At 47.8% G+C, this 24,437-nt stretch carries 18 protein-coding genes, 1 tRNA gene and 1 riboswitch; of the genes, 17 read left to right on the top strand and 2 right to left on the bottom strand.

All coding sequences use genetic code 11. The features are described 5' to 3' along the window. The first annotated feature begins 44 nt into the window (after nt 1-44). The 5 genes from ispG to H8S54_RS11840 are packed head-to-tail and all read left to right on the top strand — an operon-like array spanning nt 45 to nt 10,025. A complete protein-coding gene (ispG, locus tag H8S54_RS11860) occupies nt 45-1,112 on the top strand; it encodes a flavodoxin-dependent (E)-4-hydroxy-3-methylbut-2-enyl-diphosphate synthase (protein ID WP_021924278.1) in 1,068 nt (355 codons plus the stop codon). 21 nt (nt 1,113-1,133) lie between these two features. After that, nucleotides 1,134-5,654, top strand: coding sequence for a PolC-type DNA polymerase III (locus tag H8S54_RS11855; RefSeq protein WP_186901554.1), 4,521 nt, complete (start codon nt 1,134-1,136; stop codon nt 5,652-5,654). Between the two features lie 27 nt (nt 5,655-5,681). Continuing rightward, nucleotides 5,682-7,640: a fructose-1,6-bisphosphatase gene (locus tag H8S54_RS11850; RefSeq protein WP_117854105.1), complete on the top strand. Its 1,959-nt coding sequence runs from the start codon at nt 5,682-5,684 to the stop codon at nt 7,638-7,640. Between the two features lie 15 nt (nt 7,641-7,655). Then, nucleotides 7,656-9,071: an amidophosphoribosyltransferase gene (locus H8S54_RS11845; protein ID WP_186901553.1), complete on the top strand. Its 1,416-nt coding sequence runs from the start codon at nt 7,656-7,658 to the stop codon at nt 9,069-9,071. A gap of 27 nt (nt 9,072-9,098) precedes the next feature. After that, nucleotides 9,099-10,025 carry a YARHG domain-containing protein gene (locus tag H8S54_RS11840; protein ID WP_021924270.1) on the top strand — a complete coding sequence of 309 codons (927 nt, stop codon included), beginning with the start codon at nt 9,099-9,101 and terminating at the stop codon, nt 10,023-10,025. A gap of 65 nt (nt 10,026-10,090) precedes the next feature. Here the strand turns inward: H8S54_RS11840 and H8S54_RS11835 are convergent, their stop codons facing one another. Then, a complete protein-coding gene (locus tag H8S54_RS11835) occupies nt 10,091-10,306 on the bottom strand; it encodes a helix-turn-helix domain-containing protein (protein ID WP_021924271.1) in 216 nt (71 codons plus the stop codon). Between the two features lie 151 nt (nt 10,307-10,457). Between H8S54_RS11835 and H8S54_RS11830 the strand changes: the two genes are divergently transcribed. The 11 genes from H8S54_RS11830 (at nt 10,458) to H8S54_RS11780 (ending at nt 23,684) form a co-directional block, all read left to right on the top strand. Beyond that, complete coding sequence (locus H8S54_RS11830; protein WP_021924272.1) at nt 10,458-12,041, top strand: YifB family Mg chelatase-like AAA ATPase; 1,584 nt, start codon at nt 10,458-10,460, stop codon at nt 12,039-12,041. Between the two features lie 47 nt (nt 12,042-12,088). Then, the gene (gene dprA / locus H8S54_RS11825; protein WP_186901552.1) at nt 12,089-12,979 is read left to right on the top strand and encodes a DNA-processing protein DprA; all 891 of its coding nucleotides are present in this window, start codon (nt 12,089-12,091) and stop codon (nt 12,977-12,979) included. Nucleotides 12,980-13,099: 120 nt separating this feature from the next. Then, nucleotides 13,100-15,178 (top strand): type I DNA topoisomerase, encoded by a 2,079-nt coding sequence (gene topA, locus H8S54_RS11820; protein WP_021924274.1) that lies wholly within the window; start codon nt 13,100-13,102, stop codon nt 15,176-15,178. 258 nt (nt 15,179-15,436) lie between these two features. Further along, nucleotides 15,437-16,222: a GTP-sensing pleiotropic transcriptional regulator CodY gene (codY, locus tag H8S54_RS11815; RefSeq protein ID WP_021924275.1), complete on the top strand. Its 786-nt coding sequence runs from the start codon at nt 15,437-15,439 to the stop codon at nt 16,220-16,222. 346 nt (nt 16,223-16,568) lie between these two features. Continuing rightward, on the top strand, nt 16,569-16,853 hold the full coding sequence (gene groES / locus H8S54_RS11810) for a co-chaperone GroES (protein WP_021924276.1): 285 nt from the start codon (nt 16,569-16,571) through the stop codon (nt 16,851-16,853). A 38-nt stretch (nt 16,854-16,891) separates the two neighbouring features. Further along, nucleotides 16,892-18,514 (top strand): chaperonin GroEL, encoded by a 1,623-nt coding sequence (gene groL, locus H8S54_RS11805; RefSeq protein WP_117854097.1) that lies wholly within the window; start codon nt 16,892-16,894, stop codon nt 18,512-18,514. A gap of 128 nt (nt 18,515-18,642) precedes the next feature. Then, nucleotides 18,643-19,149, top strand: coding sequence for a DUF6106 family protein (locus H8S54_RS11800; RefSeq protein WP_021924948.1), 507 nt, complete (start codon nt 18,643-18,645; stop codon nt 19,147-19,149). Between the two features lie 82 nt (nt 19,150-19,231). Then, complete coding sequence (guaB, locus tag H8S54_RS11795) at nt 19,232-20,689, top strand: IMP dehydrogenase (RefSeq protein ID WP_021924947.1); 1,458 nt, start codon at nt 19,232-19,234, stop codon at nt 20,687-20,689. Then, nucleotides 20,690-21,463, top strand: coding sequence for a peptidoglycan recognition protein family protein (locus tag H8S54_RS11790; protein WP_186901551.1), 774 nt, complete (start codon nt 20,690-20,692; stop codon nt 21,461-21,463). 90 nt (nt 21,464-21,553) lie between these two features. Continuing rightward, nucleotides 21,554-21,636: riboswitch (ZMP/ZTP riboswitch) on the top strand. A gap of 71 nt (nt 21,637-21,707) precedes the next feature. After that, nucleotides 21,708-22,421 carry an IMP cyclohydrolase gene (locus H8S54_RS11785; RefSeq protein WP_117854094.1) on the top strand — a complete coding sequence of 238 codons (714 nt, stop codon included), beginning with the start codon at nt 21,708-21,710 and terminating at the stop codon, nt 22,419-22,421. 42 nt (nt 22,422-22,463) lie between these two features. After that, nucleotides 22,464-23,684 (top strand): phosphoribosylaminoimidazolecarboxamide formyltransferase, encoded by a 1,221-nt coding sequence (locus H8S54_RS11780; RefSeq protein ID WP_021924944.1) that lies wholly within the window; start codon nt 22,464-22,466, stop codon nt 23,682-23,684. Nucleotides 23,685-23,834: 150 nt separating this feature from the next. Here the strand turns inward: H8S54_RS11780 and H8S54_RS11775 are convergent. Beyond that, nucleotides 23,835-23,907, bottom strand: a tRNA-Gly gene (locus H8S54_RS11775). Nucleotides 23,908-24,138: 231 nt separating this feature from the next. Between H8S54_RS11775 and H8S54_RS11770 the strand changes: the two genes are divergently transcribed. Continuing rightward, nucleotides 24,139-24,357, top strand: coding sequence for a hypothetical protein (locus tag H8S54_RS11770; protein WP_186901550.1), 219 nt, complete (start codon nt 24,139-24,141; stop codon nt 24,355-24,357). The last annotated feature ends 80 nt before the right edge of the window (nt 24,358-24,437 follow it).

The following is a 24,437-nucleotide window of genomic DNA, read 5'->3' as shown; positions in this document are numbered from 1 at the left end:
ATTACGGCATCCCTTTCGTGCCCTTTAGATATAGGAGGAAAAATATGTACAGAGACCATACAAAAGTAATACAGATTGGAAACAAAAAGATCGGCGGAGGCAATCCCATTCTGATCCAGTCCATGACCAATACCAAAACAGAAGATGTAGAAGCAACAGTAGCCCAGATCCTTGCCCTGGAGGCAGCAGGCTGCGACATCATCCGCTGTGCAGTGCCGACCATGGAAGCTGCCAGGGCGCTGAAGGAGATTAAGAAGCAGATTCATATTCCCCTGGTTGCAGACGTTCATTTCGACTACCGACTTGCCATTGCGGCCATGGAGAACGGCGCAGATAAGATCCGCATCAATCCGGGAAACATTGGAAGTACAGAGCGGATCAAGGCTGTAGTTGACGTGGCAAAGGAACGGAATATCCCCATCCGTGTTGGTGTAAACAGCGGTTCCCTTGAGAAGGAACTGGTGGAGAAATACCACGGCGTTACTGCAGAGGGTCTGGTGGAGAGCGCACTGGACAAGGTACACATTATTGAAAAGCTTGGCTATGACAATCTGGTGATCAGCATCAAATCTTCTGACGTTATGATGTGTGCCAAAGCTCACGAGCTGATCGCAAAGCAGACCAGCTATCCCCTTCATGTGGGAATCACAGAGGCGGGAACCCTTTACTCCGGAAACATCAAGTCTGCCATCGGACTTGGAATCATTTTATACCAGGGAATTGGAGACACTATCCGCGTATCCCTGACAGGCGCACCTCTTGAGGAAGTGAAAGCAGCCAAGCGGATCCTGAAAACATTAGGGCTTCGCAAAGGCGGCGTAGAGGTAGTATCATGTCCCACCTGCGGCCGAACCCAGATTGACTTGATCGGCCTTGCCAACAAAGTGGAAACTATGGTTCAGGATATCCCTCTTGATATCAAGGTAGCCGTTATGGGCTGCGTGGTAAACGGACCGGGAGAAGCCAAGGAAGCGGACATTGGAATCGCAGGAGGCGTCGGCGTGGGACTGCTGATCAAAGACGGCGAGATCGTAAAAAAAGTGCCGGAGGATCAGCTTCTGGATACCCTGCGGGAAGAGCTAATGAACTGGGAAAGCAAGGAACAACAGTGATTAAAGGTGAAGACTTTATAAATGGAAAAAGAATTTTTTGATGTATTTCCAAACTTAAAACTGAAACAGGAACTAAGTGAGCTTCTGGAAGAGGTAATCGTCACCAAGGTAGCGTGCAACGCAGCCAAAACTTGTGTGCGCGTCTATTTGAGAAGCGACCGCTGGATCCACAAAAAGCATATTTTCAGCCTGGAAGAGCAGATCAAAAGACAGTGCTTCCCGGGGCTTGAGGTATCTGTGAAGGTCATTGAGAAGTTTCATCTGTCCAGACAGTACACGCCGAAGAACTTTCTGGACACCTATCGTTCCAGCATGGAACTGGAGCTTCGCAATTACAACATGCTGGAGTACAACCTGTTCAAGCAGGCACAGATTACCTTCCCGGAGGAGGATTGTCTGCACATGGTACTGCCGGATTCCGTCATCGCCAGACAGAAAAGCGAGATCCTCATCGAGTATCTGCACAAGATTTTCTGCGAGCGCTGCGGTATGGACCTGAAGGTTTCCCTGGATTATGTGGAAACTGAGGAGAGCAAATACCGCAGAAATGCGGCAATCCAGATCCAGCAGGAAGTGGCAAATGTGCTGAAGCATGCCAAGCTTTCCGAGGCTAATAAAGCGGCAGAAGCAGAAACTGCAAAAGAGGAAAAAGAGGGCAAAAAGGCAGAAAAAACCCCAGCAGCAAAGCCGGAGAAAAAGCAGGAGGCTGCACAGGAGAAGAAATCCTTCGAGAAAAAGCCATTCGAAAAGAAGGGCAAATGGGGAGATTTCCGCGGCGGTTACCGCAAGGACCCCAACCCGGATGTTATATATGGAAGGGATTTCGAAGGCGAGCCCATTCCTCTTGAGAGTATTGTCCAGGAGATGGGCGAGGTCATTGTCCGCTGCCAGGTTATGGAAGTGGAAGCGAGGGAAATACGAAACGAGAAAACTATTCTGATTTTCCCGGTTACAGACTTTACCGATTCCATCACAGTAAAAATGTTCCTGCGCAACGAGCAGGTGCCGGAAGTAACAGAGCATGTGAAAAAAGGCGCCTTCCTGAAAATCAAGGGCGTCACCTCCATCGACCGTTTCGACAGCGAGCTTACCATTGGTTCCATTTCCGGAATCAAGAAGATTGCAGATTTCAGAAGCGCCAGAGTGGACACCAGTCCTCAGAAGCGAGTGGAGCTTCACTGCCACACCAAGATGAGCGACATGGACGGCGTCACAGAGGCGAAAGCTCTGGTAAAGCGTGCCTATGAGTGGGGACATCCTGCCATTGCCATCACAGACCACGGTGTGGTACAGGCATTCCCTGAGGCAAACCACTGCTTTGATGCCTGGGGCGGCTGTGTGCCGAAGGACTCCAAATTCAAGGTGCTTTATGGTATGGAGGCGTACCTTGTAGATGATCTGAAAGGTATGGTAACCAATCCCAAGGGCCAGGCGCTGGACGGCAGATTTGTTGTCTTTGATATTGAGACCACCGGATTTTCCCCGCTGACCTGCAAGATCATTGAGATCGGCGCGGTTCTGGTGGAAAATGGCAAGATCACAGACCGTTTTTCCACCTTTGTCAACCCCCAGGTGCCCATTCCATTTCGAATTGAACAGCTGACCAGCATCAATGACGGCATGGTCATGGACGCACCCACTATTGAGGAGATTCTGCCTAAGTTCCTGGAATTCTGCGAAGGGGCGACTATGGTAGCCCACAACGCGGATTTCGATATGAGCTTTATTATAGAGAACTGTAATCGCATGGGCATCCCTAATGATTTTACCTATGTAGACACGGTGGGCATGGCAAGATTTCTTCTGCCTGCATTGAACCGTTTTAAGCTGGACACCGTAGCCAAGGCGGTTGGCGTGTCATTGGATCATCACCACCGTGCGGTAGACGATGCGGAATGTACGGCACGCATATTTGAGAAATTTGTGGGAATGTGCGCGGATAAGGACATTACCGATGTCAACCAGCTCAATGAGCAGGGAAAAATTTCCCCGGATACCATCAAGAAGCTGCCTACCTACCATGCGGTTATTTTCATGCGCAACGAGACCGGGCGAATCAATCTGTACAAGCTGGTAAGCCAGTCCCACATCAAATATTTTAACCACAGGCCCCGTGTGCCGAAGAGTGTTTTTGAGGCGCACCGGGACGGACTTCTCATCGGAAGCGCCTGCGAGGCGGGAGAGCTTTACCAGGCTCTGCTTCGAAATGCGCCGGAGCAGGAGATCGCAAGGCTGGTGAGCTTCTACGATTATCTGGAAATCCAGCCTCTTGGAAACAATATGTTCATGATCGAGGATGAGAAGAACGACACCATCCATTCCAAGGAAGACCTGATCGAGATCAACAAGAAGATCGTGAAGCTTGGCGACCAGTTCCACAAACCTGTAGTGGCCACCTGCGACGTGCATTTTATGGATCCCCAGGATGAGATTTACCGACGGATCATTATGGCAGGAAGCGGCTTCAAGGATGCGGACAATCAGGCACCGCTGTATCTTCGTACCACAGAAGAAATGCTGGAGGAATTTTCCTATCTGGGAAGTGAGAAGGCAGAGGAAGTGGTAATTACAAATACGGTGAAGATAGCGGATATGATAGAGAAAATGTCACCGATCCATCCGGACAAGTATCCGCCGGTCATCGAGAACTCTGACCAGGATCTGAAGGACATGTGTTTCCAGAAGGCTCACGAGATGTACGGGGAAGTGCTTCCGAAGATCGTGGAGGACCGTCTTGACAAGGAACTGAACTCCATTATTTCCAATGGATATGCGGTGATGTACATCATTGCCCAGAAGCTGGTGTGGAAATCCAATGCGGACGGCTATCTGGTTGGATCCCGAGGTTCCGTAGGATCTTCCCTGGCAGCCACCATGTCCGGTATTACGGAAGTAAATCCGCTGCCGCCTCATTATCTGTGCCCCAATCCGGAGTGCAAGTACAGTGATTTTGACTCGCCGGAGATCAAGGCATTTGCAGGTATGGCAGGATGCGACATGCCAGACCGGATCTGCCCGAAGTGCGGCACCAAGATGACCAAGCAGGGCTTTGATATCCCATTTGAGACCTTCCTTGGTTTCAAGGGAGACAAGGAGCCTGATATCGACCTGAACTTCTCAGGAGAATATCAGTCCAATGCCCATCATTATACAGAAGTTATATTCGGAAAAGGCCAGACCTTCAAGGCCGGTACTATCGGTACTCTTGCGGATAAGACCGCATTCGGATACGTGAAGAATTATTTTGAAGAGCGGGGACAGCACAAGCGTTCCTGCGAGATCAACCGTATTGTCCAGGGCTGCACCGGAATCCGGCGAAGCACAGGACAGCACCCGGGAGGTATTATCGTACTTCCCATGGGAGAAGAAATCGAGAAATTTACCCCGGTCCAGTATCCGGCCAACGATTCCAGCAGTGGATTTATCACCACCCATTTTGATTACCACTCCATTGACGGAAACCTTCTGAAGCTGGATATACTGGGACACGATGATCCCACCATGATCCGTACCCTTGAGGATATGACAGATTTAAATGCCAGAGAGGTTCCTCTTGATGACAAGGCGGTCATGTCTTTGTTTGCCAGCACCGAAGCTCTTGGAATTAAGCCGGAGGATATTGGCGGCTGCAAGCTTGGCTGCCTGGGAATTCCGGAGTTTGGTACTGATTTCGCCATGCAGATGCTTGTGGATACCAAGCCGAAATATTTTTCCGACTTGGTACGTATTGCCGGACTTTCCCACGGTACAGACGTGTGGCTGGGAAATGCCCAGACCCTGATCGAGGAAGGAAAGGCAACCATTTCCACTGCAATCTGTACCCGAGATGACATTATGATCTATCTCATCGGCCAGGGTGTGGAGAGTGGTCTTGCGTTTACCATTATGGAAAGCGTCCGTAAGGGAAAGGGCCTTCGTGACGAGTGGATCACCACCATGAAGGAACACGGCGTTCCGGACTGGTACATCTGGTCCTGTAAAAAGATCAAGTACATGTTCCCGAAAGCCCACGCGGCCGCCTACGTTATGATGGCGTACCGAATTGCCTGGTTCAAGGTATTCCAGCCGCTGGCTTATTATGGGGCATATTTCAGTATCCGTGCCACAGCCTTTTCCTATGAGCTGATGTGCATGGGAAAAGAAAAGCTGGAATTTTATATGGCTGAGATCCGAAAGAAGGGAGACTCTGCCTCCAAGAAGGAGCAGGATACCCTGAAGGATATGCGTATTGTCCAGGAGATGTACGCCAGAGGCTATGATTTCATGCCCATTGATATTTACCGGGCAAAGGCCCACCGTTTCCAGATCATAGAGGGCAAGCTAATGCCGTCCATTGATTCCATAGAGGGTCTTGGAGACAAGGCAGCAGATGCTGTGGTGGATGCCGCTGTACAGGGAAGATTCCTTTCCAAGGATGATTTCCGCGACCGCACCAAGGTCAGCAAGACTGTGATTGATTTAATGGATAAATTAGGACTGTTCGGAGATATCCCACAGTCCAACCAGATTTCACTGTTTGATTTTACAAGTAATGTTGGATAACTGCTTTTACAGATAACAGGAGGTTTCATGAAGACAGAAGAACTGCGCTATTTACAACGTCTGGCGGAGCTTTACCCCACCATTGGCAAGGCATCCACAGAGATCATCAACCTTCAGTCTATTCTCAATCTGCCAAAGGGAACCGAGCATTTCCTTTCCGATATCCATGGAGAGTATGAGGCTTTTTCCCATGTGCTCCGCAATGGCTCTGGTGCAGTGCGAAAGAAAATAGACGATGTATTCGGTCATACCTTAAGCAACAGTGACAAACGTTCCCTGGCAACTCTTGTGTACTATCCCAAGGAAAAGATTGCCTATGTGAAGAAAAAAGAGACGGACATGGAGAACTGGTACAAGATCACCCTGTACCGTCTGATCGAGCTGTGCAAGACGACTGCCTCCAAATATACCAGATCCAAGGTACGCAAGGCCCTGCCTGCTGATTACGCCTATGTGATCGAGGAACTGATCACGGAGAAGGCAGAGGTTCTGGACAAGGAAGCTTATTACGACTCCATTGTGGATACCATTATTGACATTGGAAGAGCGGAGAATTTCATCATTGCCCTTGCAGAGCTGATCCAGAGACTGGTTGTGGATCATCTTCATGTGCTTGGGGATATTTATGACAGAGGACCTGGCCCGCACTTTATCATGGATCGCTTGATGGATTACCATTCCCTTGACATCCAGTGGGGAAACCATGACGTGGTGTGGATGGGAGCCGCTGTGGGACAGGCTGCCTGCATGGCAACGGTGATCCGAAACAGCATCCGCTACGGCAATCTGGACATTCTGGAGGATGGATACGGAATCAATATGATGCCTCTGGCTGCGTTTGCCATGGAGGTGTACGGGGATGATCCCTGCCAGGTTTTTGAGGTGCATGGAAATCCTTCCAATTACAATGCACTGGAGAAGGAACTGAGCCGGAAGATGCACAAGGCCATCGCCATGATCCAGTTTAAGCTGGAGGGTGCCCTGGCCAAGGAGCATCCGGATTTTCACATGGAGAACCGCTGCGTGCTGGAAGGAATTGATCCTGTGGAGGGAACGGTAAGGCTGCCGGACGGAAGCGTGCATGAGCTTCTGGACCACAATTTCCCGACCATCGACTGGGAACATCCTTATGAGCTGACAGATGGGGAAAAAGATGTGATGGAGCGTCTGACCTCAGCCTTCCGCAACTGTGAGAAGCTTCAGAACCATATGCAGCTTCTTCTGGACAAGGGCGGGCTTTACAAGACCTATAACGGCAATCTTCTATTCCATGGAAGCATTCCCCTGAATGAGGACGGAACCTTCAAGGAGGTTCAGATTTACGGAGAGACTTGTAAAGGCAAGGCACTTTATGATAAACTGGAAGCCTACGTAAGAAAAGCATTTTTTACCGTAGACGAGAAGGAGCAGAAGGACAGCCAGGATATTTTGTGGTACATCTGGGCGGGACCAAACTCTCCTCTTTATGGAAAAGATAAGATGACAACCTTTGAGCGGTATTTTATCGCAGACAAGGAGACACACAGGGAGAAAAAGAATGCCTACTACCATCTCTGGGAGAATGAAGAGGTGGTGAACCGTATGCTTGAGGAATTCGGGCTTGACCCGGAGAACGGGCATATTATCAATGGTCATGTGCCTGTGCACCAGTTGGAGGGAGAAAATCCGGTGAAGTGCGGCGGCAAGGTGATCGTCATTGACGGCGGTTTCTGTGAGGCGTACCGGAATGTAACCGGTATTGCCGGATATACTCTGATCTACAGTTCCTACGGCTTAAGCCTGACTGCACATGAGCCTTTTACCTCAGCAGAGGATGCAGTGGCGACAGAGAGGGACATTGTGTCAAACCGTGTGGCTGTGCGCTACAATCCAAGAAGGGCTCTTGTGGGGGACACCGATAACGGCAAGGCACTCAAAGAACGAATTCAGGAGCTGAAACAGCTTTTGGAGGCCTACAGAAAAGGCGTTATAAAGGAGAAAAAATAAGGAGACTTAGGAAAAATGGGTGGAATTTTTGGTGTTGCGTCAAAGTCTGATTGTGTAATGGATCTGTTTTTTGGAATTGATTATCACTCCCATCTGGGAACAAGAAGAGGTGGAATGGCAGTATATGGAAAAGCGAGCGGATTTAACCGCGTGATCCATAATATTGAGAATTCTCCGTTTCGTACCAAGTTTGACAAGGATGTGGCAGAGATGGAAGGCAATCTGGGAATCGGCTGTATTTCTGACAACGAGCCCCAGCCTCTTCTGGTGCGCTCCCATCTGGGAAATTTTGCCATCACCACAGTTGGCAAGATCAATAATATAGAAGCATTGGTGGAGAAATGCTTCCGCGATGGACATACCCATTTTCTGGAAATGAGCGGCGGCAGCGTGAATCCTACAGAGGTGACGGCGGCCCTGATCAACCAGAAGGACAGCATAGTGGAGGGAATCCGCTATGCCCAGGAGATGATCGAGGGTTCCATGACATTGCTTTTGATGACAGGAGATGGCATTTACGCAGCCCGTGACCGTTACGGACGAACTCCTCTTGTAATCGGAAAGAAAGAGGATGCCTGCTGTGCCTCCTTTGAAAGCCATGCCTATATCAATCTGGGATATGAGGATCTGAAGGAGTTAGGACCAGGGGAAATCGACTTTATCACCCCGGAAGGCGTAAAGGTGCTGCAAAAGCCAGGGGATAAGATGCGGATCTGTTCCTTCCTGTGGGTATATTACGGCTATCCGACTTCCACCTATGAGGGTGTGAATGTAGAGGAAATGCGTTATAAATGCGGTGACATTCTGGCAGGAAGAGATGCGGGGGAGGTAAATCCGGACCTGGTTGCAGGCGTGCCGGATTCCGGTATTGCCCATGCCATCGGCTATGCCAACCGTTCCGGGGTGCCTTTTGCACGGCCGTTTATCAAATATACTCCAACCTGGCCCAGATCTTTTATGCCGACCCAGCAGAGCCAGAGAAATCTGATCGCAAGAATGAAACTGATTCCGGTACATAAACTGATTAAGGATAAGAGCCTTCTGATGATCGATGACTCTATTGTAAGGGGAACCCAGCTTCGTGAGACAACAGAATTCCTTTACAACAACGGTGCCAAGGAGGTGCATATCCGTCCGGCATGTCCGCCGCTTTTATATGGATGCAAGTACCTGAATTTCTCCCGCTCCAAATCCGAGATGGATCTGATCACAAGACGTGTGATCGCAAAGCGTGAGGGAGACAATGTGTCCGATAAGATCCTGCAGGACTATGCAAATCCGGATTCCACCAACTATAAGGAAATGCTGGAGGAAATCCGCAGCGAGCTGAATTTCACATCCCTGAAATATCATCGCCTGGATGACCTGAAGAAATCCATTGACATTGAACCATGCAAGCTTTGCACTTATTGCTGGAACGGACAGGAGTAAACCTGTTTTCCAAGGAGGTAACTGCGTATGAAAAAGCATAACAAAGACGTGCTTCGGGCAACTTTGTTTGCGCTGATTGCCATATTTATTATGATCGGGGCTGCCGGCCTTCTGTTTGCCGAGCACAAAAAGAAGCTGCAGAAGGAGCAGCAGAAGAATGCGGCCATTGAGGCACTGGAAAAGGTTCCTACGGTGACGCCCACTCCGGCGGTAACTGCTACGCCTACTCCGGAGCCGACTGCTACGGTAACGCCGACACCGGTTATTACGCGTGCGCCTGCTTTTGATGCAAATGATTACTATGGAATGTGGTACAGTAAGGACGGCCTGGCGTGTCTGAATATTGAGGAGCTGACCCTGAAGTCTGTTTCCTATTCTTTTTCCCAGGCCTCTGACAGCGCAGGCACTAAGGTGAGCGAAGCCTCCGGCACAGCCAAGGTTGCAGGAAATGCAGCGAAGATTTCCTTTACGGATTCCTGGGGCAATAAGGTCAGCGGAAATATGACCTTTGACCAGGGCAAGCTTTATCTGAAGCTTAGCACGACCCAGATCGCTGACGGAGCAGGCATGTCTCCTTCTGTGGATGAGGTGCTTACAAGGGAACAGAATACAGCTGCAGCTGCGCCGACTCCTACTGCGTCCGTAAGCGGGGACATTGCAGACCGGGATTATATTTTCCCGGACAGCGACAGCCGCTATCTCACAGATGCGGATCTGGAGGGATATTCTTCTTCTGAGCTGGAGCTTGCGAAAAATGAGATTTATGCCCGGCACGGCAGGAAGTTTGTGACGCCAAGGATCGCAGACTACTTTAACAGCAAATCCTGGTACAAGGGAACGGAGGATCCGGAGACTTTTGACAACAATCAGGGGTATATTTTCAATGAATATGAGGTGGCCAACATTTCCAAAATCGCAGATACAGAGGAACAACGCCGAAGTGAAGGCGAGTAGAGAATAAAAGAGGTGTTGCCCTTTGAAAAGAGGGCAGATGTGAGGGGGGAAATCAGTTTTCCCCCTTATTTTGGCATTTTCTTCTTGTCAGTGCGGCCTACCAGATAATCAATACTGGTTTCATAGTAGTTGGCCAGACGGATCAGCATTTCGATGGGAATATTCCGTGAGCCTGTTTCGTAATGAGAATAGGAACGCTGGCTGATGTGGAGAATCTCACTGATCTGCTTCTGAGACAGGTCAGCGTCTGTTCTCAGATCCTGAATTCGCTGAAATTTCATGGGTTCACCTCTTTTTCTTCTGTAATTTCAAAAAGTATAAATCAGAACGAAATGCACTATTGCAATACAGAGCAAAATGGGCTATAATAAATTTTATATATCTTTTTATCATATCTTTTGATCTTTTACTCGTTTATATTCCAGGGAGACATTGAAATGGCAGAATCGTTTTGGAATCGGGGAGGAACGGTGTCTGCAGAAAGGAAAAAATTTGTTTGCAAGTGTAATGTCAGCGGCAATTTCCGGGATGGAAGTTTGTCCGGTGAATGTGGAAGCGGATGTCAGTGACGGGCTTCCCTGTTTTACTATGGTTGGGTTTCCAAGCACACAGGTGAAGGAGGCTCAGGACCGGGTGCGCACAGCCCTTCGCAACAACGGCATCAGCCTGCCGCCCAAAAGAGTGACGGTGAATTTGGCACCTGCTGACTTAAGAAAAGAAGGGGCAGGCTTTGACCTTCCCGTGGCGGCAGCAGTGCTTGGTGCATCTGGTTTTCTGGAGCCAAAGCAGTTGAACGGGGCGATGCTTATGGGGGAAATCAGCTTAAGCGGTGAGGTAAGAAGTGTTTCCGGGGTGCTGCCAAGGGTGATCCGGGCCAGGGAGCTGGGGTGCAGATACTGTATGGTCCCTTTTGGAAATCTGGAGGAAGCCAGGCTTGTGCGGGACATGAAGGTGATCGGGGTGAGAAATATAACGGAAATGGTGAACTTTCTTGCAGATCCGGACAGCTTCAAACAGGAACAGACAGGCGAAGAAGGGAGGGCACTGGAAGAACAGACCCAGGCAGATTTCATGGAGATCTGCGGACAGGAAAGCGCCAGGCGGGCAGCCGAAATTGCAGTCAGCGGATTTCACAATATCCTGTTTATCGGGCCTCCTGGAACAGGCAAAACCATGCTGGCAAGAAGAATTCCAACGATCATGCCCTCCCTTACCTTTGAGGAAAGCCTGGAGCTGACCAAAATCTACAGCGTGGCAGGACTTTTAACCCCCAAAAGGCCCTTGATCCGGGCAAGGCCCTTCCGCAGCCCTCACCACACCAGCTCTGCGGCCTCCCTTGCTGGCGGCGGAAAAATTCCAGGACCAGGCGAGGTGACGCTGGCCCACAGAGGCGTTCTGTTTCTGGATGAGATGCCGGAATTTTCCAGAAGAGGACTGGAGGTGCTGCGCCAGCCTTTGGAGGATAAGCAGATCCAGCTTTCCCGGGCAAGCGGAACCTATGTGTTTCCGGCAGGATTTATTCTGGTGGCAGCTATGAATCCCTGTCCCTGCGGGTACTACCCGGATATGAACAAATGCAGGTGCAGTCCGGGAGAGGTGAGCCATTATCTTCATAAGCTAAGCCAGCCCCTTCTGGAACGAATCGACCTTTGCGCAGATGTGCCGCCTGTGGATTTTTCCCAGATTTCCTGTGTAAAGCCGGGTGAGAGCTCTGCCGTGATCCGGGAAAGAGTGGAACGGGTCCGGCAGATCCAAAGCAAACGGTATGAAAAGGAGCCGATCTGTTTCAATGGGGAGCTGTCCGGCAAACAGATCCAAAAATACTGCGTGCTCACTGAGCATGCCTTTAAGATGGCCCAGAATGCGTTTGAACTGATGGATTTAAGTGCCCGTTCCTACCACAGGATCCTGAAGGTTTCCAGAACCATTGCGGACATGGAGGGGGAGGAGGAAATCCATTCCAGACATGTTGCGGAAGCTCTTACTTACAGGGCATTTGATAAAAAATACAAATGATGCCGGAAGAAGTATTCATAAAAAAGAGCTTTTGGAGGTATTTTAGAATGGAAGAAAGGAAGAAATACGAAATACACTGGGTAAACAGGGAGGATGCGAACTTTCCGGAGCGGCTGAAAAAGCTTACCGGCATGCCGAAAAAGCTGTACTATATTGGAAACCTGCCGGATCCGGCAAAGCCTTCGGCAGCAGTTGTGGGGGCAAGAATGAGCAGCCCTTACGGAAGATGCCAGGCATTTAAGTATGCAAGGACTATGGCAGAGCATGGCGTGCAGATCATAAGCGGCATGGCCAGAGGAATTGATTCGGAGGGGCATAAGGGAGCACTGGATACGGATACGCCTACCTTTGCTGTCCTGGGAAGCGGCGTGGATGTGTGCTATCCGGAATCCAACCGCCGGCTTTATGAGCGGATTCTGGAAAAGGGCGGCGGAATCATCAGTGAGCTTCCCCCTGGAACAAAGCCCCAGAACTGGACATTTCCTGCAAGAAACCGGATCATCAGCGCCCTTTCAGATGCAGTACTTGTGGTGGAGGCAAAGGAACAGAGCGGTTCCCTGATCACAGCAAACTTTGCCTTGGAGCATGGACACAGTGTTTACGCAGTGCCGGGGGCTGTGACAGATGAGCTGAGCCGGGGCTGCAACAAGCTGATTTTTGACGGCGCAGGCATTGCCTACACTCCGGAGATCATGTTGATGGAGTGGGGAATCCAGGTGGAAAATCCTCCTGCAAATATACAAAAAAAGAAGTTGGGGCTTGCGCCGGATTTGGATTTGGTGTATAGTGGTCTCGATTTACGACCTGAAAATATGGATCATATCATAAGAAAAACAGGCTTTTCAGCAGCAAAGGTCTGCACCATTCTCACGGAATTACAGCTTATGGGGCTGGTGCAGGAGACAGGAAGAAAATATTGCCGGGTGCCAGAGAACTGATCTGCATCCGGCGAAAATATGGCAGCTGTGAAAGGATTGGTTAAGGTTATTGTGCCCGGGGCGGACAGTAGCTGGTAAGCAAGCAGCTGCGCAATATGAATACAAAGTAGGAGAGGTAGTATGGCTAAATATCTGGTGATAGTTGAGTCACCTGCAAAAGTAAAGACAATAAAGAAATTTCTTGGGGCAAATTATGATGTGGAGGCTTCCAACGGCCATGTGCGTGATTTTCCCAAGAGTCAGTTTGGAATAGATGTGGAGAATGATTTCGAGCCGAAATACATTACCATCCGTGGAAAGGGCGAGCTGCTTGCCAAGCTTCGCAAGGCAGCCAAGAAGGCAGATAAGATTTATCTTGCAACTGACCCTGACCGTGAGGGAGAGGCCATTTCCTGGCATCTGATGCAGGCTCTGAAGGAGGATCCGGACAAAATGCACCGAATCACCTTCAACGAGATCACCAAAACTGCAGTAAAGGATTCCCTGAAGCACGCAAGAGGCCTGAACATGAACCTTGTGGATGCGCAGCAGGCAAGAAGAATGCTGGACCGTATGGTTGGATATACCATCAGCCCCCTTCTGTGGGCAAAGGTAAAAAGAGGCTTAAGTGCAGGCCGTGTACAGTCTGTGGCTCTTCGAATCATCTGTGACAGGGAAGAAGAGATCAACTCTTTCATTCCGGAAGAGTACTGGAGCTTATCCGGAGAATTTCTGGTAGACGGGGAGAAGAAGCCTCTGGAAGCCAAATTCTATGGAACAGACAAGAAGATGGATATCCATAACAAGGCAGAGATGGATGCCATCCTTGAGAATCTGAAAGATGAGGAGTTCGAGATCTCCGAGGTAAAGAAGGGGGAAAGAATTAAGAATGCTCCCCTGCCGTTTACCACCAGTACCCTGCAGCAGGAGGCTTCCAAGACCCTGAATTTTTCCACCCAGAAGACCATGCGTCTGGCGCAGCAGCTTTATGAGGGCGTTGACATTAAGGGAAGCGGCACTGTGGGTGTGATCACCTATCTTCGTACCGATTCCGTCCGTATTTCCGATGAGGCGGATGCTGCGGCAAGAAGCTATATCGGCAGCCAGTACGGGGAGAACTATGTGTCTGAAGCTGCCAAGACCGTGAAGAAGGGACAGAAGATCCAGGATGCCCATGAGGCCATTCGTCCTACTGACATCAGCCGTACGCCTGTACAGATCAAAGAATCCCTGACCAGGGACCAGTTCCGCCTTTATCAGCTGATCTGGAAGCGCTTTACTGCAAGCCGCATGGCTCCAGCCAGATATGAAACCACTTCCGTAAAGGTTTCCGGCGGGGAATATACCTTTACCGTATCTGCCTCAAAGGTGGCATTTGACGGTTTCCTTTCCGTGTACATGCAGGAAGAGGATATGAAGAAGAGCAATGTGCTCAGCCAGAGCCTTACCAAGGGCATGAAACTGAATTTAAAGGAATTAAAGCCGGAGCAGCATTTTACCCAGCCGCCGGCACATTATACAGAGGCTTCCCTGGTTAAGACCATGGAGGAGCTTGGAATCGGACGTCCAAGTACCTATGCGCCAACCATTACCACCATTATCAGCCGCCGCTATGTTTCCAAGGAGCAGCGCAACCTGTATGTGACAGAGCTTGGTGAAGTGGTAAACAGCATTATGAAGCAGGCATTTCCAAGTATTGTGGATGTGAATTTCACCGCGACTATGGAAGGGCTTCTTGACTGCGTGGAGAATGGCACTGTCCAGTGGAAGACCGTTGTGCGCAATTTCTACCCGGATCTGAAGCATGATGTGGATGCAGCACAGGAAGAGCTTGAGAAGGTGGACATCCATGACGAGGAGACCGATGTGGTCTGTGACAGCTGCGGACGCCATATGGTGATCAAATATGGTCCTCACGGAAGATTTCTTGCCTGCCCGGGTTTCCCGGAATGCAGAAATACCAAGCCATACTACGAGAAGATTGGCGTAGCCTGCCCGAAATGCGGCAAGGAAGTAGTCCTGAAAAAGACGAAAAAAGGCCGTAAGTACTACGGCTGTGAGGATAATCCGGAGTGCGATTTCATGTCCTGGCAGAAGCCGTCTGACAAGAAATGTCCGGTTTGCGGAAGCTACATGGTAGAGAAAGGCAATAAGCTGGTGTGCAGCCAGGAAACCTGCAGCTACGTGGAGCCTAAGCCAAAGGAAGAAAAAGAAGACTAAGAAGTGCTGAAGTCTGAATGATAAATGGATAAAATGTCTCCCTGCCGCCTGGCGGGGAGATTTTTTGTACGTTTTTGGAAGCAAAAACCGGAAACCGATTACTGATGTTGTTTGGTGAATAGTTCCAAAAACGTTATATTTTCAGAAAAGCTAAACAAAATTGAAAAATAGTAAAAAATAGCTTGTAAATAGTTCGAAAAACGTGTAGTATTAGGGTAACAAGTGAATTTTACGGAACAAAAGCGAAGGGAGGACAAAATGAGCGTTCAGTTACTTGATAAAACTAGAAAAATCAATAAGCTTCTGCACAACAGCAGTTCCAGTAAGGTGGTATTTAACGATATCTGTCAGGTCCTGATGGACACTTTAAGTTCTAATATCCTTGTTCTCAGCAAGAAAGGGAAGGTGCTTGGCGTAAGCTTCTGCCCTGGTGTTGAGGAGATACAGGAACTGATTGCAGATGAGGTTGGCGGTCATGTTGACCCTCTTCTCAACGAGAGATTTCTGGGAGTTCTGTCCACCAAGGAGAATGTGAATCTTCAGACACTGGGCTTTGAGCATGTTTCCAGCAGTTATCAGGGAATCATCAATCCTATCGATATTGCAGGAGAGCGTCTTGGAACCGTGTTTATGTACCGCAAGGACAATCCTTACGACATTGAGGATATTATTGTCAGCGAATACGGCACCACAGTCGTTGGACTTGAGATGATGCGTGCCGTACACGAGGAGAATGCGGAGGAGGACCGTAAGAAACAGGTTGTGAAGTCTGCGTTTAATACCCTTTCCTTCTCTGAACTGGAAGCCATCATCCATATTTTTGATGAGCTGGACGGAGACGAGGGAATTCTTGTAGCAAGCAAGATTGCAGACCGGGTAGGCATTACCAGATCCGTTATCGTCAATGCACTGCGCAAGTTTGAGAGTGCAGGGGTTATTGAATCCCGTTCTTCCGGCATGAAGGGAACTTATATCAAGGTTCTCAATGAGGTTATTTTCGATGAGCTTGAGGAGATCAAGGCACAGAGAAATAAGAAAGCCTGAGAAGAAAGGTGCTTTCCTGCACCACACATAGTACGAAAATACAAAAGCTGATTTTTTTGCGGAAAAGCTGCATAGAATATATGCGTGCCTGTTTTTGCGGAAAGGGTCAGCTTTTTTTCTGCGTAAAGAATCCTGTGTGAAAATTTCAGAAAATTATAAAAGTGAGAAAATAAGAGAAAATAAAAGAATAAATGAGTATAAGAAAGAATATACTTAAAAATACAACAATGAAAAGAGTTGCACAAAAAGCAATAATTCAATAATATAATGGACAGTAGTTAGCACTCGATAATAATGAGTGCTAGTAAATCATAGAAAGAAAGAAATCTAAAGGAGGAAATAGATCATGAAATTAGTTCCATTAGGTGACAGAGTTGTATTAAAACAGTTAGAAGCAGAAGAAACAACCAAATCCGGTATTGTTCTTCCGGGACAGGCTCAGGAGAAGCCACAGCAGGCAGAAGTAATCGCTGTAGGACCTGGCGGAGTTGTGGATGGTAAAGAAGTAAAAATGGAAGTTGCTGTAGGAGACAAGGTTATCTATTCCAAATATTCAGGAACAGAGGTAAAGCTTGACAACGAAGAGTATATTATCGTAAAACAGAGTGATATCCTTGCAATTGTAAAATAATAGCCGCAAAAGTAGGAAAACAGGAGGATTGATTTATCATGGCAAAAGAGATTAAATATGGCGCAGAAGCCAGAACAGCATTAGAGGCTGGTGTAAATAAACTGGCTGATACCGTTAGAGTAACACTTGGACCGAAAGGAAGAAACGTAGTACTTGACAAACAGTTCGGTGCTCCGCTTATTACAAACGATGGTGTTACAATTGCAAAAGAAATCGAGCTTGAGGATGCTTTTGAGAACATGGGTGCTCAGCTGATCAAAGAGGTTGCATCCAAGACAAATGACGTAGCTGGTGATGGTACTACAACTGCTACTGTACTTGCTCAGTCAATGGTTCACGAAGGAATGAAGAATCTTGCAGCAGGTGCGAACCCGATCGTTATGAGACGCGGTATGAAGAAGGCAACTGACGCTGCTGTAGAAGCAATCAAGAATATGAGCCAGAAAGTAAGCGGAAAGAAACAGATCGCAAACGTTGCATCTATTTCCGCTGGTGACAAAGAGGTTGGAGAGCTTGTTGCAAATGCAATGGAGAAGGTTTCCAATGACGGCGTTATCACTGTAGAAGAGTCCAAGACCATGCATACAGAGCTTGACCTGGTAGAAGGTATGCAGTTTGACCGCGGATACATTTCCGCATATATGTCTACTGATATGGAGAAAATGGAAGCAACTCTTGAAGATCCATACATCCTGATCACAGACAAGAAGATTTCCAACATCCAGGAAGTTCTTCCGTTACTGGAGCAGATCGTACAGGCTGGCGCAAAACTTCTCATCATCGCTGAGGACGTTGAGGGCGAGGCTCTTACAACACTTATCGTAAACAAATTAAGAGGAACCTTCCAGGTAGTAGCTGTCAAAGCTCCTGGCTATGGCGACAGAAGAAAAGAAATGCTTCAGGATATCGCAATCCTTACAGGCGGTACTGTAATCTCTGATGAGGTTGGCCTGGAACTGAAAGATGCTACAATGGCTCAGTTAGGACGTGCAAAATCCGTTAAGGTTGCAAAGGAGACAACTGTTATCGTTGATGGTATGGGCGACAAGGATCAGATCGCAAACCGTGTTGCTCAGATCCGTGCTCAGATCGAGGAGACAAAATCTGATTTCGACAGAGAGAAACTTCAGGAAAGACTTGCAAAACTGGCAGGCGGCGTAGCAGTTGTACGTGTTGGTGCAGCTACTGAGACAGAGATGAAAGAGGCTAAGCTTCGTATGGAAGATGCTCTTGCAGCTACCAGAGCAGCAGTGGAAGAGGGAATCATCGCAGGCGGCGGTTCCGCATACATCCACGCTTCCAAAGAGGTTGCAAAGCTTGCAGCTGAACTTGAGGGAGATGAGAAGACTGGTGCAAACATCATTCTGAAAGCACTGGAAGCTCCGCTGTTCCGCATTGCAGCAAACGCTGGCCTTGAAGGCGCAGTCATTATCAACAAAGTAAGAGAGTCTGAGCCAGGCGTTGGTTTTGATGCTCTGAATGAGAAATATGTAAACATGGTAGACGAGGGTATCCTGGATCCTGCAAAGGTTACAAGAAGCGCTCTTCAGAACGCAACAAGCGTTGCATCTACTCTGCTTACAACAGAATCTGTTGTTGCAAATATCAAAGAGGATGCTCCGGCAATGCCAGCAGGCGGCCAGGGTATGGGCATGATGTAATAAAAAGTCCTGGAGATTTTACAACAATTCACTAAAAGTTTAGAATTAGAGAGGGTCGGTGTCATAGACGCTGGCCCTTTTGTGTGTTATACTAATGCTTAATTTTAGAAACAAAGGAGAACAGTAATATGAGTGATTTGTATTCAGAACTGCTTGTCAAAAAAGAGCGGACCATGAAGGACAAGCTGATGAAGGGCGGAATGATCGCACTGGTTGTGATCTTCGGCCTGGCAGGAATTTTATTTATGCCCCTGCTTCTTTTTGTGGCCATCGCACTTGGCATTGTGGCCTACTTTGTAGTCATTCCCGGCACAGACCTGGAATTTGAGTACCTGTTTGTCAACGGAGAGCTTGACATTGACAAGATCATGGCCAAGTCCAAACGAAAAAGAGTAAAGAACTTAAACATTTCAGAATGTGATCTGATGGCACCTCTTAACTCCCACAGAATGGACTATTACAACAGCAATCAGAAGCTGAAAATACAGGATTTTTCTTCTGGAAATCCTGAACATAAGCGCTTCGCGATTATTGCCCGTGATGGTGCAGATACCTGTAAGGTAATCATTGAGCCAGATGAAACATTGGCAAAAACCATGAGAAATACCGCTCCCAGCAAGGTATTTTTGGATTAATTTACTGGATTGACACCTTTTTAGTTTTTTGCTACACTAATCTACAAACCAAAAGTTACTATAAGACAAGGGAGGAAAAGCAATGGGTACTATCATTGGTGAAGGTATTACTTTTGATGACGTCCTTTTAGTTCCGGCATATTCCAAAGTAATCCCGAATCAGGTTGACGTTTCAACTTACCTTACAAAGAAGATTAAACTGAACATTCCCATGATGAGCGCAGGAATGGACACCGTTACTGAGTACAATATGGCAATCGCCATGGCAAGACAGGGCGGTATCGGTATCATTCACAAGAACATGTCTATCGAAGCTCAGGCAGAAGAGGTGGACAAGGTTAAGCGTTCTGAGAATGGAGTTATCACAGATCCGTTTTTCTTATCTCCAGAGCATACACTGAAGGATGCCAATGACTTAATGGCAAAATTCCGTATTTCCGGAGTCCCGATCACAGAAGGCAAGAAGTTAGTAGGTATTATTACCAACCGTGATCTGAAGTTTGAGACAGATTTCAGCAAGAAGATCAAAGAGTCCATGACATCTGAGGGGCTGATCACAGCCAAGGAAGGCATCACCTTGGAAGAGGCGAAACAGATCCTTGCGAAATCCCGCAAAGAGAAATTACCCATTGTAGATGATGATTTTAACCTGAAGGGTCTTATCACCATCAAGGACATCGAGAAACAGATCAAATATCCTCTCGCTGCCAAAGATGAGCAGGGACGTCTGCTCTGCGGTGCTGCTGTTGGCATTACAGCTAATGTGCTGGCTCGTGTAGATGCTCTTGTGAAGGCTAATGTAGATGTTATTGTTGTAGATTCCGCTCACGGACATTCAGAGAATATTCTCCGTGCTGTACGTGAAATCAAAGCAGCATATCCGGAACTGCAGGTTATTGCAGGCAACGTTGCTACCGGAGCTGCTACCAAGGCGCTGATCGATGCTGGCGTAGATGCAGTGAAGGTTGGTATCGGACCTGGATCCATCTGTACGACCCGTGTTGTTGCCGGAATCGGTGTTCCGCAGATTACAGCCGTTATGGACTGCTATGAGGTTGCCAAGCGCTACGGCATTCCGATTATTGCAGACGGCGGTATCAAGTACTCCGGAGATGTTACCAAGGCAATTGCAGCCGGAGCCAATGTGTGCATGATGGGAAGCATGTTCGCCGGATGCGATGAGAGCCCGGGAACATTCGAACTGTACCAGGGAAGAAAATACAAGGTATATCGTGGCATGGGATCCATTGCAGCCATGGAGAACGGCAGCAAGGACCGCTATTTCCAGGAGAATGCCAAGAAGCTTGTACCGGAAGGCGTAGAAGGACGTGTAGCTTACAAGGGACACCTTGAGGATACTGTATTCCAGCTGATCGGAGGACTTCGTTCCGGTATGGGTTATTGTGGTGCTGAGAACATTGAAGCTCTGAAGCAGAACGGTAAATTCGTGAAGATTTCCGCTGCTTCCTTAAAAGAGTCTCATCCGCATGACATCCACATTACAAAAGAAGCACCAAACTACAGTGTAGATGACAAATAAATGAAAAGAAAATCTGCTGGGCCGTCTTTTTCAAGGCGGCCCTCTTTTAACAAAAAGAGAAAATTAGACAAAGCGGGAAGAACCCGTCAGAGAAACCAAAGAGTGGCGCTTCTGGCCCTCCTTTTTCTGCTGGCGCTGACTGGAATTATTATTTTGGTGGTGTATCATGGCCAGAGAAATAAACAGGCAGCGAGGACGGTTTCAGAAGCAGAAAATACGGACAGCAGCGGACCGCAGCAGTGGATGGAACAGGGGGCACCGTACATAGATGTGCAGCTTCTGACGCCCAATGAGTATTCCAGACCTCAGCTGCCTCTGAATGAGGTGGATTACATTGCCATTCATTATACGGCCAATCCAGGTGCCACAGCCCAGAATAACAGGGATTATTTTGAAAATCTTGCCACTACTCATGAGGCCAAGGTGAGCAGTCATTTTGTGGTTGGGTTAGAGGGGGAAGTGATCCAGTGCATCCCTACTTCGGAGATGTCCTATGCCACCAATTCCAGAAATGTGGACTCCATTTCCATTGAGTGCTGCCACAATGACGAGACTGGGGTGTTCGAGCAGGCAACCTATGATTCTACAGTGAAGCTGACTGCCTGGCTGTGCGCCAGATTCGGACTGACCTCTGAGCAGGTGATCCGCCATTATGATGTAACCGGCAAAGAGTGCCCAAAATATTATGTGGATCATCCGGATGCCTGGGAGCAGATGAAAGCGGACATTGCAGCGCAGATCACAGTGGATCAGGGGCTTATGGGAATTTCCTGAAATTCTCTTATGCATAGCGTTACAAAAAAATTGCCGCATAAATAAAATTTTTTCCATCTTGAAATACCTTTGGAAATATTGTAGTATAAAAAAGAACTGCATGACTGGCGGATCGTGGGAATACCCACAGGGAGTGCAGTGCTGAATTTGTGCCGACCGCCTGGGCAGCCTGGAAGAAGGGCTTCCCAGGCGTTTTTTTATACCACAGGATAATACGTTCTAATCTTGAAAGGAGAACATCTGCATGGAAATGATAGCACTTGACAAAGAACTGAAAGAGAATTCTTATCCGGGAAGAGGAATCGTAATCGGTCGCTCCGCTGACGGAACCAAGGCAGTTACCGCGTATTTTATCATGGGAAGAAGCGAGAACAGCCGCAACCGTGTGTTTGTAGAGGACGGAGAGGGAATCCGTACACAGGCCTTTGATCCTTCCAAGCTGGTAGATCCAAGCCTGATCATTTATGCACCTGTACGCGTACTTGGAAATAAAACAATCGTGACCAACGGAGATCAGACAGATACCATTTACGAGGGAATGGATCATCAGCTTACTTTCGAGCAGTCCCTGCGTTCTAGAGAGTTTGAGCCGGACGGCCCGAACTATACGCCTCGTATTTCCGGAATCATGCATGTGGAGAACGGAAGCTACAGCTACGCAATGTCCATTCTGAAAAGCAACAATGGAGATCCTTCCTCCTGCAACCGCTACACCTTCGCATACCAGAATGCCAAGGCTGGCGAGGGACATTTCATCCACACCTACAAATGCGATGGAAATCCTCTTCCAAGTTTTGAGGGAGAGCCAAAGCTGGTTGCCATCCCGGATGATATGGATGCATTTGCAGGTATGCTGTGGGAGAGCCTGAATGAAGACAATAAGGTTTCCCTTTTTGTGAGATATATTGATATTGCAACTGGAAAATATGAGACAAAGATCATCAACAAAAATCACTGAGAAGAAGATTTATAAAAGTAAAAAGACAGTTTTCCATTTGAAATGGATGAATTTGAGGATAAAACGGAGGAAATTGGCATGAAAGAATTAGAATTAAAATATGGCTGCAATCCCAACCAGAAACCTTCCAGAATTTACATGGAGGATGGAAGCGAGCTTCCCATCAAAGTTCTTTCCGGAAGACCTGGATACATCAACTTCCTGGATGCATTTAACGGCTGGCAGCTGGTGCGCGATCTGAAAAAAGCAACCGGACTTCCGGCAGCAACTTCCTTCAAGCATGTTTCTCCAGCAGGAGCAGCAATCGGACTTCCGCTGACAGAGACCCTGGCGAAGATCTACTGGGTAAACGACATGAACTGGAAAGAGTTTTCCCCTCTTGCCTGCGCCTATGCCCGTGCCAGAGGTGCTGACAGAATGTCCTCCTTCGGTGATTTCATTTCCCTCTCTGATGTGTGCGACAAAGATACAGCACTTCTGATCAAGAGAGAAGTATCCGATGGCGTGATCGCTCCCGGATATACAGAGGAAGCTCTTGAAATTCTGAAGCAGAAGAAAAAGGGTAACTACAACGTGATCGAGATCGACCCGGAATATGTACCTGCTCCGCTGGAACATAAACAGGTTTTCGGTGTAACCTTTGAGCAAGGAAGACAGGAGCTTGCCATTGATGATGCATTGATTTCCAATCTTGTAACAGAAAACAAAGTATTATCTGAGGAAGCCAAGCGTGATATGAAGGTTTCTCTGATCGTTCTGAAATATACCCAGTCCAATTCTGTATGCTATGTAAAAGACGGACAGGCAATCGGAGTTGGAGCAGGACAGCAGTCCAGAGTACACTGCACACGTCTTGCAGGACAGAAGGCAGACAACTGGTTCCTTCGTCAGAGCCCTAAGGTTCTGAATCTTCCATTTAAAGATACCATCTCAAGAGCAGAACGTGACAATGCAATCGACGTTTACATCGGGGATGAATATATGGATGTTCTGGCAGATGGAAATTGGGAAAAGACCTTTACCGAAAAGCCATCTGTATTTACAAAAGAGGAGAAACGGGCATGGCTGGATCAGATGACAGAGGTTACGCTTGGATCTGATGCATTCTTCCCATTCAGCGATAATATTGAGAGAGCTCACAAGAGCGGTGTGAAATACATTGCACAGCCAGGCGGATCTGTAAGAGATGCAGATGTCATTGAGACCTGCAACAAATACAATATGGCCATGGCATTTACCGGAATCAGACTGTTCCACCACTAAAAGCAAATAAAAATAAGCCCTGCACCAGGAAAACGGACGGAATGCATTTTTGAATGCGGATATTCTTTCCTGAAAGTGCAGGGCTTTTATTATAGAAAGAATTTTTATAGAACAAGCAATAAAAAAGCTCCGATGCAATCGGAGCCTTAGAGCGATAGACGGGGCTCGAACCCGCGGTCTCGACCTTGGCAAGGTCGCGCGTTACCAACTACGCCACTATCGCATCTCTTATGTTTCGCTATCTGTATCAGCGACAATATGTATATTACACGATAAAGAGTAATTTGTCAAATGTTTTTTTAAAAAAATAAAAAATTTAAATAGGGGTTAGGGTTTGAAAACCAGAGGGGGCTGTGATATGATAAACAAAGAGCAGGGGGAAGCTGATGTTTATCGGAAAGAGTAAGAAACGATGAACTTTTCATAAAACAGACAAGTAAGGAGATACAGATTCATGAAGAAACAGATATTGATGATGGCATTATGCGTTTCGACGCTAATGCCTGTTACCGTGTTTGGTGAAGAAGCTGCCGTGCAGAATGTCAGTACAGTGAATAAGGAAGAAAATGCTTCCGGGGATGAGAACCCTAAGATCGAGGAATCCGAAGTAAGTGCAGTGAATGATACGGTTACTCCACAGTTTTGCAGCATCACATGTTTGCTTGTAGCTTGAAAGCCTTTTATTTAGCGGCTGACAGGCTTTTTTTATTTTTAAAATTAATCATATTTCACTAGCGTTTTATGACGTTTTGT

The organism is Blautia segnis, from assembly GCF_014287535.1.
GTDB lineage: Bacteria > Bacillota > Clostridia > Lachnospirales > Lachnospiraceae > Blautia_A > Blautia_A acetigignens.
Note: the sequence above shows the minus strand (reverse complement) of the source record. Positions and strands in the feature narration are given on the sequence as shown.

Excerpts from the sequence above, each read along its gene's own strand:
- ispG (WP_021924278.1), top strand. The coding sequence starts at position 45 with ATGTACAGAGACCATACAAAAGTAATACAGATTGGAAACAAAAAGATC.
- H8S54_RS11855 (WP_186901554.1), top strand. The coding sequence starts at position 1,134 with ATGGAAAAAGAATTTTTTGATGTATTTCCAAACTTAAAACTGAAACAG.
- H8S54_RS11850 (WP_117854105.1), top strand. The coding sequence starts at position 5,682 with ATGAAGACAGAAGAACTGCGCTATTTACAACGTCTGGCGGAGCTTTAC.
- H8S54_RS11845 (WP_186901553.1), top strand. The coding sequence starts at position 7,656 with ATGGGTGGAATTTTTGGTGTTGCGTCAAAGTCTGATTGTGTAATGGAT.
- H8S54_RS11840 (WP_021924270.1), top strand. The coding sequence starts at position 9,099 with ATGAAAAAGCATAACAAAGACGTGCTTCGGGCAACTTTGTTTGCGCTG.
- H8S54_RS11835 (WP_021924271.1), bottom strand. The coding sequence starts at position 10,306 with ATGAAATTTCAGCGAATTCAGGATCTGAGAACAGACGCTGACCTGTCT.
- dprA (WP_186901552.1), top strand. The coding sequence starts at position 12,089 with ATGGAAGAAAGGAAGAAATACGAAATACACTGGGTAAACAGGGAGGAT.
- topA (WP_021924274.1), top strand. The coding sequence starts at position 13,100 with ATGGCTAAATATCTGGTGATAGTTGAGTCACCTGCAAAAGTAAAGACA.
- codY (WP_021924275.1), top strand. The coding sequence starts at position 15,437 with ATGAGCGTTCAGTTACTTGATAAAACTAGAAAAATCAATAAGCTTCTG.
- groES (WP_021924276.1), top strand. The coding sequence starts at position 16,569 with ATGAAATTAGTTCCATTAGGTGACAGAGTTGTATTAAAACAGTTAGAA.
- groL (WP_117854097.1), top strand. The coding sequence starts at position 16,892 with ATGGCAAAAGAGATTAAATATGGCGCAGAAGCCAGAACAGCATTAGAG.
- H8S54_RS11800 (WP_021924948.1), top strand. The coding sequence starts at position 18,643 with ATGAGTGATTTGTATTCAGAACTGCTTGTCAAAAAAGAGCGGACCATG.
- guaB (WP_021924947.1), top strand. The coding sequence starts at position 19,232 with ATGGGTACTATCATTGGTGAAGGTATTACTTTTGATGACGTCCTTTTA.
- H8S54_RS11790 (WP_186901551.1), top strand. The coding sequence starts at position 20,690 with ATGAAAAGAAAATCTGCTGGGCCGTCTTTTTCAAGGCGGCCCTCTTTT.
- H8S54_RS11785 (WP_117854094.1), top strand. The coding sequence starts at position 21,708 with ATGGAAATGATAGCACTTGACAAAGAACTGAAAGAGAATTCTTATCCG.
- H8S54_RS11780 (WP_021924944.1), top strand. The coding sequence starts at position 22,464 with ATGGATGAATTTGAGGATAAAACGGAGGAAATTGGCATGAAAGAATTA.
- H8S54_RS11770 (WP_186901550.1), top strand. The coding sequence starts at position 24,139 with ATGAAGAAACAGATATTGATGATGGCATTATGCGTTTCGACGCTAATG.